The organism is Hymenobacter aquaticus (assembly GCF_004765605.1).
In the GTDB taxonomy this organism is placed as follows: domain Bacteria; phylum Bacteroidota; class Bacteroidia; order Cytophagales; family Hymenobacteraceae; genus Hymenobacter; species Hymenobacter aquaticus.
Genome location: NZ_SRLC01000002.1, coordinates 226,160 through 244,914, shown reverse-complemented (window position 1 = coordinate 244,914; position 18,755 = coordinate 226,160). Strand labels below are relative to the sequence as shown.

General features: G+C 65.8%; 13 protein-coding genes and 1 riboswitch. Of the genes, 10 read left to right on the top strand and 3 right to left on the bottom strand.

Annotation, left to right across the window (positions count from 1 at the left end):
- Positions 1 to 137: 137 nt before the first annotated feature.
- The 9 genes from E5K00_RS13900 (at position 138) to E5K00_RS13860 (ending at position 10,402) form a co-directional block, all read left to right on the top strand.
- Positions 138 to 1,835 carry a hypothetical protein gene (locus tag E5K00_RS13900; protein ID WP_135463929.1) on the top strand — a complete coding sequence of 566 codons (1,698 nt, stop codon included), beginning with the start codon at positions 138 to 140 and terminating at the stop codon, positions 1,833 to 1,835.
- Positions 1,836 to 2,183: 348 nt separating this feature from the next.
- The gene (locus E5K00_RS13895) at positions 2,184 to 2,651 is read left to right on the top strand and encodes a hypothetical protein (protein WP_135463928.1); all 468 of its coding nucleotides are present in this window, start codon (positions 2,184 to 2,186) and stop codon (positions 2,649 to 2,651) included.
- A 90-nt stretch (positions 2,652 to 2,741) separates the two neighbouring features.
- Positions 2,742 to 2,927 (top strand): hypothetical protein, encoded by a 186-nt coding sequence (locus tag E5K00_RS13890; protein WP_135463927.1) that lies wholly within the window; start codon positions 2,742 to 2,744, stop codon positions 2,925 to 2,927.
- Between the two features lie 137 nt (positions 2,928 to 3,064).
- Entirely contained in the window at positions 3,065 to 3,967 is a 903-nt protein-coding gene (locus E5K00_RS13885; RefSeq protein WP_135463926.1) for a TOMM precursor leader peptide-binding protein, read from the top strand.
- Positions 3,968 to 3,974: 7 nt separating this feature from the next.
- A complete protein-coding gene (locus tag E5K00_RS13880) occupies positions 3,975 to 5,309 on the top strand; it encodes a YcaO-like family protein (RefSeq protein ID WP_135463925.1) in 1,335 nt (444 codons plus the stop codon).
- A 44-nt stretch (positions 5,310 to 5,353) separates the two neighbouring features.
- Positions 5,354 to 6,199 carry a SagB/ThcOx family dehydrogenase gene (locus E5K00_RS13875; RefSeq protein WP_135463924.1) on the top strand — a complete coding sequence of 282 codons (846 nt, stop codon included), beginning with the start codon at positions 5,354 to 5,356 and terminating at the stop codon, positions 6,197 to 6,199.
- Positions 6,196 to 7,377: a hypothetical protein gene (locus tag E5K00_RS13870; protein ID WP_135463923.1), complete on the top strand. Its 1,182-nt coding sequence runs from the start codon at positions 6,196 to 6,198 to the stop codon at positions 7,375 to 7,377. Before E5K00_RS13875 ends, E5K00_RS13870 begins: the two co-directional genes overlap by 4 nt.
- Positions 7,378 to 7,382: 5 nt before the next feature.
- A complete protein-coding gene (locus E5K00_RS13865; protein WP_167856895.1) occupies positions 7,383 to 8,165 on the top strand; it encodes a hypothetical protein in 783 nt (260 codons plus the stop codon).
- Positions 8,162 to 10,402, top strand: a complete 2,241-nt coding sequence (locus tag E5K00_RS13860; RefSeq protein ID WP_135463921.1) for a carboxypeptidase-like regulatory domain-containing protein — start codon at positions 8,162 to 8,164, stop codon at positions 10,400 to 10,402. Before E5K00_RS13865 ends, E5K00_RS13860 begins: the two co-directional genes overlap by 4 nt.
- A gap of 9 nt (positions 10,403 to 10,411) precedes the next feature.
- On the opposite strand, the gene E5K00_RS13855 is transcribed toward E5K00_RS13860, so the two are convergent.
- The 3 genes from E5K00_RS13855 to E5K00_RS13845 form a co-directional block, all read right to left on the bottom strand.
- Positions 10,412 to 11,050 carry a response regulator gene (locus tag E5K00_RS13855; RefSeq protein WP_135463920.1) on the bottom strand — a complete coding sequence of 213 codons (639 nt, stop codon included), beginning with the start codon at positions 11,048 to 11,050 and terminating at the stop codon, positions 10,412 to 10,414.
- A gap of 48 nt (positions 11,051 to 11,098) precedes the next feature.
- Positions 11,099 to 13,123, bottom strand: a complete 2,025-nt coding sequence (locus E5K00_RS13850) for a tetratricopeptide repeat-containing sensor histidine kinase (RefSeq protein ID WP_135463919.1) — start codon at positions 13,121 to 13,123, stop codon at positions 11,099 to 11,101.
- A gap of 277 nt (positions 13,124 to 13,400) precedes the next feature.
- Positions 13,401 to 14,519 carry an alkene reductase gene (locus tag E5K00_RS13845; RefSeq protein ID WP_135463918.1) on the bottom strand — a complete coding sequence of 373 codons (1,119 nt, stop codon included), beginning with the start codon at positions 14,517 to 14,519 and terminating at the stop codon, positions 13,401 to 13,403.
- A 291-nt stretch (positions 14,520 to 14,810) separates the two neighbouring features.
- Positions 14,811 to 14,920: riboswitch (SAM riboswitch) on the top strand.
- A gap of 75 nt (positions 14,921 to 14,995) precedes the next feature.
- Between E5K00_RS13845 and metH the strand changes: the two genes are divergently transcribed.
- Positions 14,996 to 18,718 carry a methionine synthase gene (metH, locus tag E5K00_RS13840; RefSeq protein WP_135463917.1) on the top strand — a complete coding sequence of 1,241 codons (3,723 nt, stop codon included), beginning with the start codon at positions 14,996 to 14,998 and terminating at the stop codon, positions 18,716 to 18,718.
- The last annotated feature ends 37 nt before the right edge of the window (positions 18,719 to 18,755 follow it).

Sequence of the window (18,755 nt, the reverse complement as noted above, 5' to 3'; positions counted from 1 at the left end):
TTATTTTTTTATTCCGAAGGTGTCCGGCATCCATCCGATCAAACCAGGCGCCGCAAGAAGGGGGCCCGCCGCGTTGGGGCGTTTGGCGGGCTAGCGGCGGGGCTGCTACCTTCGGCCCGGCCCCATACTTTGCGCTCATGTTTTCTAAGCTGCCCTGGAATCTGCTCAACCGCCTGGCATTCGGCCTGGCCGTGCTGCTGCGCTGGGCCCACGAGCTGGCCATGCCCCAACTCACGCGCGACATGCAGACCCAGACCGAAAGCGCCGTGAACCTGCTGCGGGGGCAGGGCGTGAGTCTGGCCCGGGTTAACTGGCAGGACCTGGCCCAGCCCATTTTCGAGCCCCTGAACCTGTGGCCGCCCGGCTACGCCTGGCTGATGGCCGGCCTGCTGCGGGTGGCTGGCCCCAACGTGCTGCTGGCTACCCAGATGATGCACTGGGCGGGCCTGCTGGGGCTTTTCACGGCGTGGTGGTATTTGCTCAAACCACTCCGCCCCTATCTGGTGCCCTGGGCGCCGGCGGCGTTTTTCCTGTTCTGGGGCCTCAGCAATGCCCCGTTTCACCTGCTGTTCGGCACCGATCTGCTGGCCCTGGCCTGCTACTCAGGTGGCCTGGCGCTGCTGTTTCAGTTGCTCACGCGCCCGGCGGCGGTCCGGCAGGCATCGTCGGGACTGGCCGCGGCGCTGCTGATGAGCAGTCTAGGGTTTGGGGCCTGCCTGCTGCGGTTTGCCTACTATCCGCTGGCGTTTTTCCTGCCCTTGAGCCTGCTGCTGTTTGCTTGGCGCTGGCGGCCGGCCCTGCGCCGCCCGGCCCTGGCGGCCCTGCTGCTGCTGGCGGTGCTGGTAGCGGGCCTGCTCGTCTACCAGGCCCGCGTGGCCGGCGACGCCTACTACATCACCCAGTTTTACACCCAGCTCAGCACCGAGCCGGCCAGACGGGCCACGCTGGGGCTCTACTGGCACCACCTGCGCCAGCTCGACCCGGTTTTCTACCACAGCTTTTTCTCGAATGAGCTGGACTTCAGCCGCCTGCCCAACGGCACGCTCGGGCGGGCGGGGGCCGTCTGGCTGGTATCGGGCTTGGTGGTGGCGCTGCTGGCCGTGGGGCTGGGGCGCGAGCAGCGGGCGGCGCGGCGTTTTGGCCGGCTCTGGCCCACGCGGCCGGTGCTGTTTCACCTGCTGCTGCTGGGCACGGCCGGACTGTGCGCGGCGCTGCTGGTCGCGCTGTCCCTGCGCTACCCGGCCGCGCTGGTGGGCTGGTTTGCCGGCGGCAGCTGGACCTACGTGGCCGATACGCGCTATTTTTTGCCGGCTTTCGTGAGCTTCTCGGCCCTGCTGCTGGTGCTCGTGCTGGCCCGCCCGCCCCGGCTGACGCCGCTGGCACGCACCCTGGGTCTGGCCGTGCTGGGCGCGTCCCTGCTGCTCTCCCTGGCCACGCGCGACCGGCGCACGGCCCAGCTGCTGTTTCAGCCACCCGACTTTTTCATCGACAAGGTACCCGGCCGCCACGATGAAGTCCGCCGCCTCGATGCGCTGCTGCGCGCGGCGGGTGCCGGCCGGCCCGTGCTGGTGGGGCGCAACTACTACAACAAGCGGGTGGAAATTGCGGCCCGCCTGGCCGGCCACATCATCTTGGATGCCGACTCGCTGCTGGCCCACCAGCCCCTGCGCACCACCCGGCCCGTGCTCATGCTGTTCGACCTGAACCCGGCCGTGCCGCCCAGCCCCGCCGTGGCGGAGTTTCTGCGCCGGCACCAGGCCCGGCCCGTGCTGGCCTTACCCGGGCTGGGCGCCCACCTCTGGCAGCTGCGGCTGCGGCCGCGCCGGACGCGGTAACCGGGCCCCACTGCCTCTTTTCTGACGCTGTGTTTTTTCGTCGCCCCGCCCGGGGCAGGGCAGCGCCGTGTCCGTTGCTGACGGCCCGCGCCGGGCCGGAGCGGCCTGGCGCGGGCCACCTTGGCAGACTGCCCAAGCGCCCTCAATATGGCCCTGGCGGCTTGCTTGGGCCTAAAATACTGCTTTCACGGGAAGCAATCTACTGGTTTTACGGGATGGTACCCCCGGAGCCCGCCGTCTAGATTTGTCATCAAGGATTGTCGCTCTTTCCCGGCAGCGACGCTGCCCGGCTGCTCCTACGCTTAGCTCCTTTCTTTTCTCATTCCTCATCCCCCAACCCATTTCCCCATGAAGAAAATTATTCTTCCCGCCTTGGCAGCGCTGCTGCTGCTGACTACCGCCTGCGAGCAGGAAAAGGTAGCGCCTACCCAGGCCCCCGAGGCCAGCGCCACCGCGCAGGACGCCTCGGTATCGACCATTCCCTGCTACTACCCCGACAACTGCGTACTGCAGGCCCGGGCCGCCCGCACCTACCTGGGCGTGACGCCGGCGCTGCCCTACGGCCTGACTTACTGGACGGGCAAACAAGCCATTATCAACACCCAGCGGCCGCGCATCGGCAGCGTGGCCATCTGCGCCGAAAACAACTACTACCAAGGCCAGCGGGTGGGCCACGTTGCCCTGGTCATTGGCATCACCGGCACGGGCTCGTCGGCCATTATTCGTCTGCACGAGGCCAACTACGGCGGGCAGTACTGCCGCAAAGACCGCAGCGGCACGGCGGCGCAGCTCAAAATCGCGGGCTACTTCTACTAAGCCGACGGCCCACGCCCATACCCGCGCGGCCCGTCCTAGCGTTGCCCCGCCGGAGGGATTTCCGGCATACCTTTCCATCCTTTCATTTTTATGCAAAAACGTTCTTTACGATTAACGATCAACCTGGTAGAAAACCGGGACTCGTCCTTCGGCACGAGTAAAGAGGTGTCGATGATGACCGGCTGCTGCTGCTCGTGCTGCTGCTCCTGCTGCTGGGGCGGCGGCGGCGACACCGGCGGCGGCGGCGAAGAGCCCCCGATGCCCCCAGCTGGCTAGCCCGCTAACTGAGCTGAACCCGGGCGGCTGGTACCAGCCGGCCGGGGCGGTCCGCAACGCGTGGGCCGGCGTATCGTGCGAGAGGGTGTGTCCAGCGCTTGTGGGCGCACCCTCTCCTTTTTACTTAGTCGTATCCTATGGATTTTTCTTCTGTTTTGCCCGCTGCCCCCCCGGCGGTACAGCCCGCCAACATTACCCTCTACGTGGGCCCCGACCGGCTATTCATCACCGATGGCGACCATAACCTGATTGAGGTGGTGGGCGAAGGAACGGCGGCGGTCGAGGCCATTATCAGCGCCCTGCGTCAGCACCCGACCGCCCAGCCGGCCGACGTTATTTTCGACTTGGTGGCGGAGCAGCTGGAGCACGACCGGGATTTTTTTGACGAAATCTGGCTGTGGCTGCAGGATAACGGCCTGGTAACGCTGCCCGAGCCGGCGGCCCCGGCCCCCATAGCGACCTACCTGCCGCCCGAGTTCTGGCCCGCCGCCGAGGCGCAAGAGTTTCTGGCCCGCCTGGGCACCGCCACAACGGCTTTCGTGGCCTGCCCGCTGGAAGAGGCCGAACTGATCGTGGTGCTGGCCCCCGTGCTGCCCCGGCGCGAAGCCGTGCTGGCCCTGGCCCGCCACGCCCACGAGCGCCAGATTCCGCTTTGCCACCTCAGCATCGAGCGGCAGAGCTACACGGTGGGCCCGCTGCTGAGCTCGCGCCGCCAAACGCCCTGCCTGCTGTGCTACTACCAGCGCAAGCTGGCCAACCTGCGCAACCCCGAGCAGATGCTGACCTTCGTCCGCCACCCGGCCAAAAAGCCGGTCAGCACTTTTCAGGCCAGCCGCAGCAACGTGTATGAGCTGGCCCTGCTGGTGCTGCGCGGCGAGCTGGAGAAATACTTTGGCTCCCGGCAGAAATACGCGGCCGTGCTGGGCAAATCCCTGGTGTTCGACACCATAGCCCATACCGTAGCCAAATCCCGGGTGCTGGCGCTGCCGCACTGCCCCGTGTGCAGCCACCCCACCAATCACGTAGCCTTCAACGGCTAGTGCCTCTATGCTGACTTCCGCTGCCTTGCCTGCCGGGCACCACGTGCTGAGCGCCCGCGCCCAAACCGAACTGCTTGCCACCGAGGCGGGCCTGCTCACCGGTGAGCTCTACCAGCTGCCCAGCCGGGAGTTTTTGCCCCCCGGCCTGTACCAAAGCACCTGTACCAGCACGGCGCTCAAGTACCTGGGAGCCAACGTGACTGAGGTCAGCGGCTCCGGCATTGCCTTCGACCCGGACCAGTCGCGCCGGGCGACCATCGGCGAGTTTTGCGAGCGGTACAGTGCCGCGTTTCAGACCCCCGACCAGATGATCCGGGCCACGTACCACGAGCTGCAGGCCCGGGGCCTGGCGGCCCTGCCCCCCGAGCAGCTGGCCCTGTACGCCCCGTGGCAGTACGAGCAGCCCGGCTTTGCCTACCAGCGCCTCACCCCCGACACCTGCCTGGCGTGGGTGAAAACCCAGTGCCTGTTTTCGGGCTCGTCGCTGCTGGTACCGGCCTTTAGCGTGTACCTGCCCCACAGCAACTTCTTCGACAACCGCCAGAACTTCATGCAGAACACCTCGACGGGCCTGGCGGCGGGACCTACGCTGGCCGCCGCCGTCGAGAGCGGCTTTCTGGAGTGCCTCGAGCGGGACGCCTTCTGCCGCTTCTGGTACCAGCAGGCCACGGCCGCGGGCTGGCGCACCTACTCGCCCGAGTTTATCATCCGCTCCTTCCCCGACTCGGCCCGCATCCGGCAGCTGTATGCCAACCCGCGCGTGCAACTCAAGGTGTTTGACCTGGCCGCCTATGCTTCGGCCGAGACGATGGTGGTGTTTCTTACCTACCGCTACAAGGGCCACGACTACCTCAGCATCGGGTCGGCGAGCCGCTTTGGCCGGGAAGCCGCCCTGATCAAGGCGGCGCTGGAAGCCTATCAGGGCGTCGACTACGGCCTGCACCTGCTCCGGCAGCACGCCCAGTGGCAGAGCAACGACGCCGACTACGCCAACGTGAATGATTTTCACAAGCATTTCGCCTTTTACAACAAGTTTCCGGACCTGCGCCAGCAGGTGCCGGTGCTGCGCGAGGCGCTGAGCCCGGCGGCCTGCACCGACGCTTTCCCGCCCCAGGCACCGCCCGTGCGCCACCTGCGCGACGCTCCGCGGGCGGGCTGGGACACGGTGCTCTACAAGGAGCTGACCACCCCCGACGTGGCCGCGCTGGGCTACGCCGTGTGCCGGGTGCTGGTGCCCGGCACGGCCTACCTCACCGGCCGCCACGACGCGCCGTTTCTGGGCGCCCCGGCCCTGGCCGCGCTGCCGGAGCCCTTCACCGTGCTACCCCATCCGTTTCCGTAGCCGCGGGCCCGCTTCCTTTCTTTCCCTTTCCCCTTTCCGCCGCTATGCCCGCTAATCCGGCCCACTATCTTTTTGCCACTGAGCTGCAGTCCGAAACCCTGGATTTTCTGGAGCTGACCAAAACGCACGCCTACGATGCCGCCGAACTGGGCCAGCGGGTAGGAGCCATCATGCAGACGCCCTTCATCATGGAGCAGGTGGCGGCCCATACCCCCGAGGCCGGCTACCCGGCGGCCACGGTGCCCCTGCCCGAGGCGCCGCTCTCCGATGCCCTGCAGCTGGCCCTGCAGCAGCTCAATCAGCAGCGCGTCAGCACCCGGCAGTTTGAGCCCCGGCCCCTGGCCGGGGAGCAGCTGGCCCGCCTGTTGCGGCTGGCCTACGCCGTGACCCGCCCCCACCAGGGGCTGGCTACGCCGCTGCCGCCGGGCCGCTCGGTGGCTTCGGCCGGGGGCTTGTATCCGCTGGAGCTCTACTACGTGAGCCTGCGTACCACCGGCCTGGCGCCGGGCGTGTATCATTACCAGCCGGCCCACAGCGGCCGGCTGGTCCTGGTTTCGGATTTTGCCTCGGATCAGGCTTTCGCGCAGGCGGTGGCCGAGGCTTTCCTCACGGCCGAAAAGAATGACATGGAATATGACAACGCCGCCGGCTACCTGGTCATCGGGGCGGTATTGCAGCGCACCTGCTTTAAGTATGTCGACCGGGGCGTGCGGTTTTGCCTGCTGGAGGCCGGCGCCCTGCTGCACGCCGTGTACCTGGCCAGCGCCGCCACCGGCATCGGGTGCTGCGCCATGGGCAGCTACGTCGATAATGAGGTGCGCCGCCTTATCGGCTGGCAGGGCCGCCTGCACGAGCCCCTGAGCGTTATTCTTTTAGGCAACCCGGCATGAACGTACTGCTTAACCCCGACTTCGAGCTGATTTTCAGGCGCGAGCAGGACGATGGTGACGAGCTGTTTTTCAAGGACCGCCTGCGGGGCAACCTGCTGCGCCTTTCCGCCATTGAATACGAAATCATTGCTTATTTCTCCGAGCAGAACAGCTACGAGCAGGTAGTGCGCCACTACGCGCAGGAGTTCGACATTGATACCGGCTTCGTGGTGCAGCTCACCAACAAGGCCCTCGAAACCAAGCTCCTGGTCGACGACAACTATCAGCAGGAAAAGCTCCGTCGCCAGTATACCGGCAACCAGATTGTCAATAACATCCTGAGCTACTACCTCTACCAGCTCAATCCGCTGCTGCGCCGCCTGCACCTGGCGGTGGTGCCGGAGTTTAAAGGCAATTTCCGGTTCTTCAAGCTCTTTTCCGTCGACTTCACCGCCAGTGGGTTCAACCGCCTCATCGGCCGGCGGGGCGTGCAGCAAGGCCTTATGGCCGCTACCGCGCTGCTGCTGCTGGGGCTGGTGGCGGCAGTAGCCCACCTGCTGGCCGGTATTTCATGGTCGGAAGTAGCGGCGGCTGTTGCGTATCCGGGGGGCGGCTGGGTGGTGCCGCTGCTGGTGCTGGGCACCGTGATTACCAGCCTGCTGCACGAATGCGGCCACCTGGTGGTATACCGCCGCTTCGGGGGCCAAACCAGCCAGATGGGCCTGGCCCTGCTGCTGACGGTGTTTCCGGCGGTATACGTGACGATGGACTCGCTTTACCTCTGGGACAGCAAGCGCCAGCGGTTTCTGGTCACCATTGCCGGCGTCGTGGTCGATGCGGTGGTGGTGGCGGGCCTGCTGGTCTTTCTGCTTACGCGGGCCCACGGGCCCGGCGCTTTCTACGCGGCCGTGCTGCTCTACATTACGGTGGTGCGCACCGTCACCAACCTGAACCCCTTCATTCCCGGTACCGACGGCTACTTTATCCTGGCCGATGTGCTGGGCCGCTCGGCCCTCTACCAGGAGTGCTTCGACGCCAGCAAGAAGTGCCTGGCCCGGGTGCTGCGCGGCGGCCCCGCCGTGAGCGGGGCGCACGTGCTGGGCCTGGCCTACATCGTGGCCTCGGTGTGCTGCATCAGCTTCTACTACCTCCTCTTTGCCGTGGCTTTGTTCACGCCCCTCTTCCTCCGGCTACTCTGAATCTGATGGCACGCTCCTTTTTCTCTTCGTGGCGGCCCCTGGCCGCGCTGCTGGCGCTAGCGGCCGGCCTGGCGCTGGCCGAGGGCCCGGGCGCAGCAGCGGCGGCCCCGGCAAAGGCAAAGACCCGCCCCGCCCCCAATCCGCTCGACGGCATCCAGCACCGGATTACCTGGCGCACTACCGCGGCCGAGCTGCTGGCCCTGGTGGCTGAGCTGCAGGTGCTGCGCACTCCGGCGGCCAGCTCGTATCTTAATTACTGGCAGGCCTATGCCTACTATCACCTGTATTTCCGGGTGCACGCCAGCCAGCCCGCCCAGGCCGAAAGCTACTTGCAAAGCGGCATCGCGGCCCTGGAGGCCGTAGCCGCCCCCAACTCCGAGCACCTGGCCCTGCTTTCGCTGCTCCAGGGGCTGAATCTGGAATACTCGACCTTCGTGCTGCTGCCCGTGCGGGCCGGCATAGCCCAGCGCAACGCCGAAAAAGCCCTGGCGCTGCACGCACGCAACCTGCGGGCCTGCTACGCCCTGGCCATTCACGACTACTACACGCCCAAAATATACGGCGGGGGCCAGCTGGCGCAGCGCTATTTCCGCCGGGCCGTGGCGCTGCCCGATAAGAGTGACCGGAACCCGTACGCGCCCGATTGGGGCAAGGCTGATGCCTACTGGTACCTGGCCCGCACCTTTGCGGCGGCCGGCCAGCCCGACTCGGTGCGGCACTACGCCCAGCAGGGCGCGCTACGCTACCCGTGGCACCAGGGGCTGGTTAACCTAGCCAAAAAACCGTGATTCCGGCCCCTACGAAGCGCTGCGCGGGCGGCTGGGGAGCAGCCTGCGCCCTGCTACTGCTGCTCGCCCCCGGCCTGGCCCGGGCACAGGCGCCCGCCCGCCCGCTGCCGGCAACCAGCGCCCCGGACAGCCTGCAGCTAACAGGCTCCGTGACCGATCAGCTGACCCACGAGCAGCTGCTGGGGGCCCTCGTGTACCTGGCGGGCCAGCCCACCCACGCCGTCGCCACCGATTTGCAGGGCCGCTTCGCGCTACGGGTGCCGGCCGCGGCCCTGCCCGATACGCTCGTGATAGAGTACCTGGGCTACCGGCCCCAGCGCCGGGTGCTGCGTACCGCCGCCGCCGTGGCCCTGGCCCTGGAGCCCCAGCCAACGCACGTGCTGGCCACCGTGGAAGTGAAAGCCAGTCGCCCCATTACCGAGGACTTCATTGTCCGGCAGCTCAATTACCTGCAGATCGTTACAAACCCCGCCGCCGCCGCCGACCCGCTGCTGGCCGTCCGGACCCTGCCCTCGGCCACCAACCTGGACGAGTCGGCCAGCGTGAGCCTGCGGGGCTCGGCCCCGGGCCAGACGGGGGTGTACCTGAACGGCGTACCGGTGTACGAGCCCACCAAGTTTGCCCAGCTCAACGGCCTGGGCACTTTCGGCATCTTCAACGCGGAGCTGGTCAAGACGCTGGACGTGTTTCCCAGCAACCCGCCGCTGGAGTTCGGCAATGCCGGGGCGGGGCTCATCCACGTCGAAACCGACGCCCGCCGCGCGGCCCGCAGCACCCAGGTATCGGTGGGAATGGCCAACTCGGGGCTGCTGCTGAACCGGCCCACCGGGCGGCGCAGCATGACCAAGGTATACGCCAACGCGCAGTATGCCCCGGTGCTGCGCCTGCTGAATCCGGGGGCTTTCCAGCGGCTGCAAGCCTTCGGCCTGGCCGATGCCGGCGCGCACTTTGCCACGCCCCTGGGCAGCACGGGCACCCTGAAGGTATTCGTTTACGGCCTGCGCGAGCAGTACCGCTACCAGAGCGGCTACCTGCCCACCAACGGCGGCAACCGCTACCAGTACCAGAACCTGCGCGGGCTGGCGACGGCCAGCCTGGAAAAATTCTGGGACCGGGCCGACGTGGGCTTCTACCAGGGCCTGAGCCTGCGCCGCATCCACGACCAGCTCGAGGGCCAGCCGGCCCTGTACCACACCCGCCGCCGGGGCCAGGATTACTTCTGGAGCGGCCACGTGCGCTACTACTGGCGCAGCAACTTCTCTACCCGCGCGGGCCTGAGCTACGACCACCGGCAGCTGGGCATTACCGGCCAGCTACCGGCTTACCCGGATGCCGACGGGCTGGGGCCGGTGGGCCAGCCCCGCCGCCTGCACCAGCAGCGCAGCCTGCCCGAGGCCTACCAGTACACCAAATACGTGGCCCGCCACTGGGTATTCGGCTTCGGAACCCGCGCCAATGCTCTACCGGGCGTTTTCGCGGGGGGCTACCTGGCCTGGCAGGCCAACGTGCGGCTTACGGTGCCCGGTCAGCTCTACAACCTGTCGGGGGGCGACTACGTGACCTCCACCTTGCCCGACCCGCTGCTGCCCTTCCTCAGAACCCGGATCCGGCAGGTGGCCTTCGACTACAGCTTCCAGTGGCCCCGGCTCACCGTAGACGGGGCCTCGTACTACAAGCGGGAACTGAGCCTGACGCGGGTGCGCGTGTGGGGCACCGAAGCCGCCGCCCAGTACCAGGCCACCAAACAGCTGCTGCTGAACCTGGCCTTCTCCTCCGTCCGCTCGCCGCTGGCGCGCTTCGACCCCGCCGATGCGGCCGCGTGGCGCTATGCCTACACGCAACCCCGCTACGACCTGCGCTTCAGCCTGAAGAGCAGTGTGAGCCTGGCCGGAAAATGGGGCCAGGTCAGCCTGAGCGGGCAGTACCGGGCCGGGGCGCCGTTCACCCGCATCAGCGGGGGCCAGCCCGTGCCGGGCACCCCCGACTTCCAGCCCCTGTACCCGGCCCAGCCCAATGCCAGCTACCTGCCCAACTACTTCCGCCTGGATGTGTCGGCCAGCCGCAGCTTTGCGGCCCCCAGCGGCCGGGGTGCCACCATCGTCTACGTCGTGCTGAACAACGTCACCAACCAGCGCAACATCAGCCGCTATGTCTACTCGGCCGACTACAGCCAGCGGCAGGGCGAGACCCTGCTGCACCGCATGTTCTACCTGGGCCTCGTGCGCAACTGGCACTGATGCCTCCCCCTATACCAGCTCGCTCTTCACGGCCAGCTTGATGAGGGCAGCCGTGTTGTTGACCCCGAACTTCAGCAGGATATTGCGCCGGTGGGTATCGACGGTGAAAGGGCTCAGAAACAGCTTTTCCGAAATTTCCTGGTTGGTAAACCCATCGGCCAGCAGGCCCAGAATTTCCTTCTCGCGGCGCGTCAGGGCGGGTACCGCGGCGGCCGCGGCCGGCGGGGCGGGCTCGTGCAGCAGCGTGTTCTGCACTTCCTCGCTGAAAAAGCGCCGGTCGCCGCACACCGCCGCCAGGGCTTCGGCCAGCTCGGCGGGGCGGGCACTTTTCAGCAGGTAGCCCGACGCCCCGTTTTGCATCATGCGCACCACGAAGGCTTTTTCGTTGAAGGTGCTCAGGCCCAGCACCCGCACGTCGGGGTGCGCCGCTTTCAGCAGCCGGCACGCCTCGATGCCGCTCATGTCGGGCAGGTTGATGTCGAGCAGCACCACGTCGGGCAGGGGCTGCTGGGCGCAGAAGGCCAGGGCGGCGGCAGCCGTGGTTACGCAGCCGGCTACCCGTACCTGGGGCAGGGGTTCCAGCAGCACTTTCAGGCCGGCAATGACCATTTCATGATCTTCGACCAGCAATACCGTAATTGTTTTCATAGCGTAGTGGAGAGGGCGGAGAATGAGAGAGCAGATGCAGCCGAGCTGTCAGCCGGTTGCGTCGATGGGAAAGGTAATAAACACGGAGGTACCCTGGCCGGGAACTGCCTGAATTTCGCAGCCCCCGTTCAGGTACTCGACGCGGGCCCGAATGCCTTTGAGCCCCGCCCCTTCCGGGCAGGCGGCGCGGGGCAGGCCCTGGCCGTCGTCTTCCACGACCAGGTTGGCCTGGTCGTCCTGCCGGATGAACTGCACCAGTACTTCGGTCGCCCGGGCGTGCTTGATGACGTTGTTGACCAATTCCTGCACGATGCGGTACACGGCCAGCTCCACGGGCTGCGGCAGCGGCTTTTCCAGGCCCAGCAGCTGGCAGCGCACCTGCAGCTGCCGGGCCTGGTGCACCCGGTTGCAAAACTCCTGCAGGGCCACGGCCAGGCCGAACTGCAGCAACACTTCCGGCATGAGATTGTGCGCCACGCGGCGCAGCTCCGTCACCGAGCTGTCGAGGTGGTCGAGGGCGGTAGCAAACAGCCCATTGTTACGCGCCGATAAGCCCGCGTCGGTTTGTACGCTGAGCAAGTACAGCTTGATGGTGGAGAGCATGCCGCCCAGGCCATCGTGCAGGTCGCGGGCCAGGCGGCGGCGCTCCTCCTCCTGGCCCTGCAGCACGGCATTGGCCACCGAGAGGCGGTACTCGTTGCGCAAATCCAGCAGCTGCCGCTCCTGCAGCAGCTGGGCCTGCCGGGCCAGCAGCTGCCGGTTGCGCAGGTTGAGGTAGCCCAGCACGCCCGCGACCAGCACCGCCAGCAGCAGGCCCGAGCAGGCCAGCAGCAGCAGGTTTTTTCGGCTCAGCTCGGCGGCCTGAAACTGGCGCTGCCGGCGCAGGCTCACGATCTGCTGCTCTTTCTGCTGGGTACGATACTGGTTTTCCAGCACGTTGATCTGGCGCTGGGTTTCTTCCTCGGCCACGCTGTGGCTCAGCTGCTGGTACTGCTTGTAGTAGGCCAGCGCCTGGGCCGGGTGCCCCCGCCGCTCCTCGGTTTGGGCCAGCTGCTCCAGGGCCCGGGCCCGCGACGCGGGTGCCTGGAGCCGCTCGAAAATAGCCGCGCTCTGCCGAAAAAGCCGCTCTGCCTCGTCGTAGCGCCGCGTAGCCAGCCGCACCGTGCCCAGGCTGAGGTAGAGGTCGGCCAGGGCCGACAGTTCGTTGCGCTGCTGCACCAGGGCTATTGCCTGCCGCAAGTTGGTGGCCGCCGCCGGGTAGTTGTGCTGCGCCAAGTGGTAGTCGGCCGTGTTCTGGTAGTAGCTATACAGATAGGAAGAAGTGGCCATCTGAGGCAGCAGCACCCGGGCCTGCTCCAGATACTGCCGGGTTTCGGGGTAGTGCCGCAGCTGCAGCAAGATGCTGGCCGTAGCCAGGTAGCTGCTGAAGCGGGCCTCCAGATCGGGGCGGGCCGCGGCAATACGGGCGCTGAAAGTCGCGTAGCGCAGCGCCTTGTCCATCTGGTTCAGCTCAAAAAACTGCCCGGCCAGGTTGTGGTAGGTGGTCACCAGCAAATCACTGTCGCCGGCCTGCACCAGGTAGCGGGCGGCCCGTAGCAAAAAGCCGGTGGCCTGCTGGTAGTCGTTTTCCCGCGAGCAGATGTTGCTCAGATTGACGTACGTCGCCGCCAGGCTTTTCAGCGCGCGCCCCGACCGGGTAGTGCGGTACAGCTGCTGGTAGATGGCGCGGGCCTGGTGAAAGTGCCGCCGGGCCAGGGCATGCCGCCCGGCATAGTCGTACAGGTTGCCCAGCACCAGATGCGCGGCGGCTACGGTGGCCTTGTCGCCTGAGCGGTGCGCCAGGGCCAGACCCTGGCGCGCGTAGCTCCAGGCCTGCACCGTATCGGAAGTGACGTAGCGGGGCACCAGCGCGTAAGCCGCCTGGGCGCGGGTAGTATCGGCCGGGGCCGTGCGCACCAGCGTCTTTAGGCTGTCCAGGGCGCGGTGTTGGGCCTCCGCCCGAAGCGGTGCTCCCAGCCAGCCCAGCAGCAGCAGACCCAGGGCGGAGGCGAGCATGGTAAGCCAGTTGTGCATACACGGCAAGCAGCGCCCCGTCCGTACCGAGCCGCGAAGCCGTCACGCCCGAGGGTGCCCGCTCCCGGCCCACGGCCCGAATACCGCGGGATACGGAGAGGCCTCGTTTGGATAATGGTACGAAGGTAAAGGAATGTATAATACTATATTTATTTATAAGGTACTTAATTTATCCTATACATCCTTGCGCCAGCCTGTTCCGGCCCGCTAGCTGCCAACGAAAAAGCCCCGCCGCAGAGAGTCTGCGGCGGGGCTTTGCACCTTTGTTTTTCGGCCCCTATTGCTTGGCTGCCACGGGTGCTTCCTCCAGGCTGGGGTAGTCAATGTAGCCTTTGTCGCCGCCGCTGTAGAACGTGGCCTGATCGGGCATGTTCAGGGCCGTACCCTGCTCGAAGCGTTCCACCAGGTCGGGGTTGGCAATGAAGGGCACGCCGAAGGCAATCAGGTCGGCTTCGTTGTTGGCCAGGGCGGCTTCAGCCGTTTCCTGGGTGTAGCCGCCGTTGAGAATAAACGGGCCGGTGAAGACCTTGCGCAGCTCGGCGGCGACGGCCGGCACGCCGGGCGCGGCGGCCATGGGGTGGCCGGGCAGGGCCTCAATGACGTGCAGGTACGCCAGCCCCAGAGCATTGAGCTGCTCGGCCACGTAGCGGAACGTCCGCACGCGGTCCGAGTCGGTGATGCCGCCCATTGCGCCGGTGGGGGCCAGGCGGATACCCACCCGGTCGGCCCCGAACACGTCGGCGGCGGCTTGCACTACTTCGAGGGCAAACCGGGCGCGGTTTTCTACGCTGCCGCCGTACTCGTCGGTGCGCTGGTTGGTGCCATCCTGAATAAACTGGTCGACCAGGTAGCCATTAGCGCCGTGGATTTCAACGCCGTCGAAGCCGGCTTCCTTGGCGTTGGCGGCAGCCTGACGGAAGTCTTCCACAATGGCCTTCACCTCGGCCGTTTCCAGGGCCCGGGGCGTCGGAATTTCCTGCATGCCATTGGTGGTATACGCCTGCACGCCCGTAGGCTGCACCGCCGACGGAGCCACCGGCAGCTCGCCGTTGTGGAAGTCGGGGTGGGAAATGCGGCCCACGTGCCAGAGCTGAATGAAGATGCGGCCCCCGGCGGCGTGCACCGCGTCGGTTACCTTGCGCCAGCCCGCTACCTGGGCCGCGGAGTAGATGCCGGGCGTGAAAACGTAGCCCACGCCCTGGGGCGACACCTGGGCGCCTTCGGTGATAATCAGGCCCGCCGAGGCGCGCTGCTCGTAGTATGTCACCGTCGAGTCGGTGGGTACGTTGCCGTCGTTGTTGGCCCGGCTGCGGGTCATGGGGGCCATTACCAGCCGGTTGGGCAGCGAAACGGCGCCCATCTGGAAGGGCGAAAAGAGGTTGGAAGCTTGGCTCATGATTGAGAATAATGAAGCAAAATGGAAAGCCGGCGCCGTGGCCGGCCGGATGTTGCTTCCCAACCAATGTACCTACATAAAAGTTTTACCCGACCGGCGGCGGCGCAGCGGGCCGCCGGTTGAACGTAAGCCGCCCGAATATTGCTAAAACAGCATTTAAGCGCCGTTTTCGCCCGCAAACAGTCAAGCAAATTGGAATAATTACCATCTTTTCTTCAAAACATAATATATTCCACCGGCAAGTACCGCCAGAATTGGATTCCGGATTTCCGCGCTGTATATTCGCTGTGTTACTTATCCAGAAAGACCGAGGGACTGGGCCCGACGACGTCTTAGCAACCTGAAATAAAACAAGGTGCTAACTCCCATTCCGAGGCTACGGCTCAGGAAGAAGATAAGTACGGCACGCGACTTTCCCGCGCGGCTCTTTCTGGATAAGGCAGTGTTTAGCCCCGTATTTCCCCAGAAGAGCCGATATGCAACCGACCACGCTTCGCCGCCCCGACTCCCCGCTTTACGACATTCTGCAGCAGCGCATCCTCGTGCTCGATGGTGCTATGGGCACCATGATTCAGCGCCACACGCTGGAGGAAGCCGACTTCCGCGGCACCCGCTTTGCCGACCACCCCAAGCCCCTGCGCGGCAACAACGACCTGCTCAGCCTGACCCGCCCCGACATCATCCGGGGCATTCACGCCGACTACTTCGCCGCCGGGGCCGACATGGTGGAAACCAACACGTTCAGCGGCACCACCATTGCCCAGGCCGACTACGGGCTGGAACACGTGGTCTACGAGCTTAATTACGAGTCGGCGCGCATTGCCCGGGAAGTCGCCGACGAGTTTACGGCCCGCAACCCCAGCAAGCCCCGCTTCGTGGCTGGCGCCATCGGGCCCACCAACCGCACCGCCTCGTTGTCGCCCGACGTGAACCGGCCCGGCTTCCGCGCCGTGACCTTCGATGAGCTGGCCACGGCCTACCTGGAGCAGGTGCGCGGGCTGGTGGAAGGCGGCTCCGACACGCTGCTCATCGAAACCATCTTCGATACGCTCAACGCCAAGGCGGCCCTGTTTGCGGTGCAGAAGTTCTTCGACGAGGGCGGCAAAGTGGTACCGGTCATGATTTCGGGCACCATCACCGACGCCTCGGGCCGCACGCTGAGCGGGCAGACGGTGGAGGCGTTCTGGAACTCCATCAGTCACCTGCCTTTGCTGAGCGTGGGCCTGAACTGCGCGTTGGGGGCCGACCAGCTCAAGATTTACATCAAGGAGCTGAGCCGCCTGGCCGACGTGCACATTTCGGCCTACCCCAACGCGGGCCTGCCCAATGCTTTCGGCGGCTACGACGAGTCGGCCCAGGAATTCGCGGCCATCGTCGAAAACTACCTTAAGGACGGCATCGTCACGGTGGCCGGCGGCTGCTGCGGCACCACGCCCCAGCACATTGCCGAGCTGGCCAAGCTGGCCGAGAAATACCAGCCCCGTCAGTTGCCCACGGTGCCCCGGGCCACCCGCCTGGCCGGCCTGGAGCCCTTCGGCATCTACCCCGATTCGCTGTTTGTCAACGTCGGGGAGCGGTGCAACGTGACCGGCTCCCGGGCCTTTGCCCGCCTGATTCGCACGGGGGCCTACGAGCAGGCCCTGCAAGTGGCGCGCGACCAGGTGGAAGGCGGGGCCCAGGTGCTCGACGTGAACATGGACGAAGGCATGCTCGACTCGGAGCAGGCCATGACGACGTTTCTAAACCTGATTGCCTCGGAGCCCGACATTTCCCGGGTGCCCATCATGATTGACTCCTCGAAGTGGAGCGTGCTGGAAGCGGGCCTCAAGTGCGTGCAGGGCAAGAGCATCGTCAACTCGATTTCGCTCAAGGAAGGCGAGGAAGTATTCCGGGAGCGGGCCCGCACCGTGCGCGCCTACGGGGCCGCCATGGTGGTCATGGCCTTCGACGAAAACGGCCAGGCCGACTCCTTCGAGAAGCGCGTCGAAATCTGCCGGCGCAGCTACGATATTCTGGTGAACGAAGTCGGTTTCCCGGCCCAGGACATCATTTTCGACCCCAACATCCTGACCGTGGGCACCGGCATGGAGGAGCACCGCAACTACGCGCTGGACTTCATTGAGGCCGTGCGGTGGATTAAACAGAACCTGCCCGGCGCCCTGACCAGCGGCGGCGTGTCGAACATCAGCTTCTCGTTCCGCGGCAACGACGTGGTGCGCGAGGCCATGCACTCGGCCTTCCTCTACCACGCCATCCGGGCCGGCCTGGATATGGGCATCGTGAACCCCGGGCAGCTGGGCGTCTACGACGAAATTCCCAAGGACCTTTTGGAGCTGGTGGAGGACGTGCTGCTCAACCGCCGCCCCGACGCCACCGAGCGGCTGGTGGACTTTGCCGACACCGTCAAGCAAAAAGACAAGGCCGAAGTAGTGGCCGACGCTTGGCGCAGCCTACCGGTAGCCGAGCGGCTGCAACATGCTTTAGTGAAAGGTATTACCGAGTTTATCGACCAGGACACCGAGGAAGTGCGCCAGCAGGTGGGCCGCCCGCTCGAAGTCATCGAAGGGCCGCTGATGGCCGGCATGAACGTGGTAGGGGACCTGTTCGGGGCCGGTAAGATGTTTCTGCCCCAGGTGGTGAAGTCGGCCCGGGTGATGAAAAAGGCCGTGGCTTACCTGGAGCCCTACCTCTTGGCCGACAAGCAGGGCTCGGAGCGGCAAACGGCCGGGAAGATTCTGCTGGCCACGGTGAAAGGCGACGTGCACGACATCGGCAAGAACATCGTGGGCGTGGTTTTGGCCTGCAACAACTTCGACATCGTGGACCTGGGCGTGATGGTGCCCCTAGAGCGAATTTTGGACGAAGCCGTGAAGCAGGAAGTCGACGTTATCGGCCTCAGCGGGTTGATTACCCCGAGCCTGGATGAAATGGTGTACGTGGCCCAGGAAATGGAAAAGCGCGGCCTCAAAACCCCGCTGCTCATCGGTGGGGCCACCACCTCCCGCCTGCACGCGGCCGTCAAGATTGCGCCCAACTACTCCGGCCCCGTGGTGCACGTACACGACGCCTCCCGCTCGGTGGGCGTGGCCGCCAGCCTGCTCGGCAGCAGCCACGAAACCTACGCCCGCGCCGTCCACGACGAGTACGCCACCCTGCGCCATGACTACGCCAGCCGGCAGCGGGAGAAAAACTACCTGCCCATCGAAGCGGCCCGGGCCAACGGCTTCCAGGCCGACTGGGACGCGGCGCCCATTACCAGACCGACGTTTTTGGGCACCAAAGTCCTCGACAACTACCCGCTGGCCGAGCTGGCCGAGTACATCGACTGGACGCCCTTCTTCCACACCTGGGAGCTGAAGGGCCGCTACCCGCGCATTCTGGAGGATGAAAACCTGGGCGAAGCCGCCACCAAGCTCTTCGCCGACGCCCAGGCCCTACTGCAAAAGGTAATCAACGAAAACCTGCTCACGGCCCGGGCCGTGGTCGGCTTCTGGCCCGCCAACACCGTCGGCTCCGATACCATCGAGGTATATGCCAACGACGACCGGCAGGAGCTGCTGACCGAGTTTTTCACGTTGCGCCAGCAGGGCGAAAAAGGCCCGGGCATTCCCAACCTGGCCTTCTCCGACTTCCTGGCCCCCAAAGACTCGGGCCGGGCCGACTATATCGGCGGCTTTGCCGTCACGGCCGGGCTGGGCATCGAAAAGCTGATTGAGCAGTTCGAGGCCGACCACGACGACTACTCCAGCATCATGATCAAGGCCCTGGCCGACCGGCTGGCGGAGGCCTTTGCCGAGCGCCTCCACCAGCGGGTGCGGGAGGAGTTCTGGGGCTATTCCGCGGATGAAAAGCTCACCAAGGAAGACCTCATTCAGGAGAAGTACCGCGGCGTGCGGCCCGCCCCCGGCTACCCCGGCTGCCCCGACCACACCGAGAAAATTACCCTGTTCCAGCTGCTCGATGCCGACAACCAAACCGGCATCAAGCTCACCGAAAACCTGGCCATGTACCCGGCCTCGTCCGTCAGTGGCCTCTACTACGCCCACCCCGACTCCCGCTACTTCGGGCTGGGTAAAATCGGGCGCGACCAGGTCGAGGACATTGCCCGCCGCAAGAACATGCCGGTGGCTGATCTGGAGCGGTGGTTGTCGCCGAACCTGAACTACGACCTAGCCGCCGCGCCCGTCACGGCGCGGTAGGAAACCCCACCCCCGGCCCCTCCCCTCCGGGAGAGGG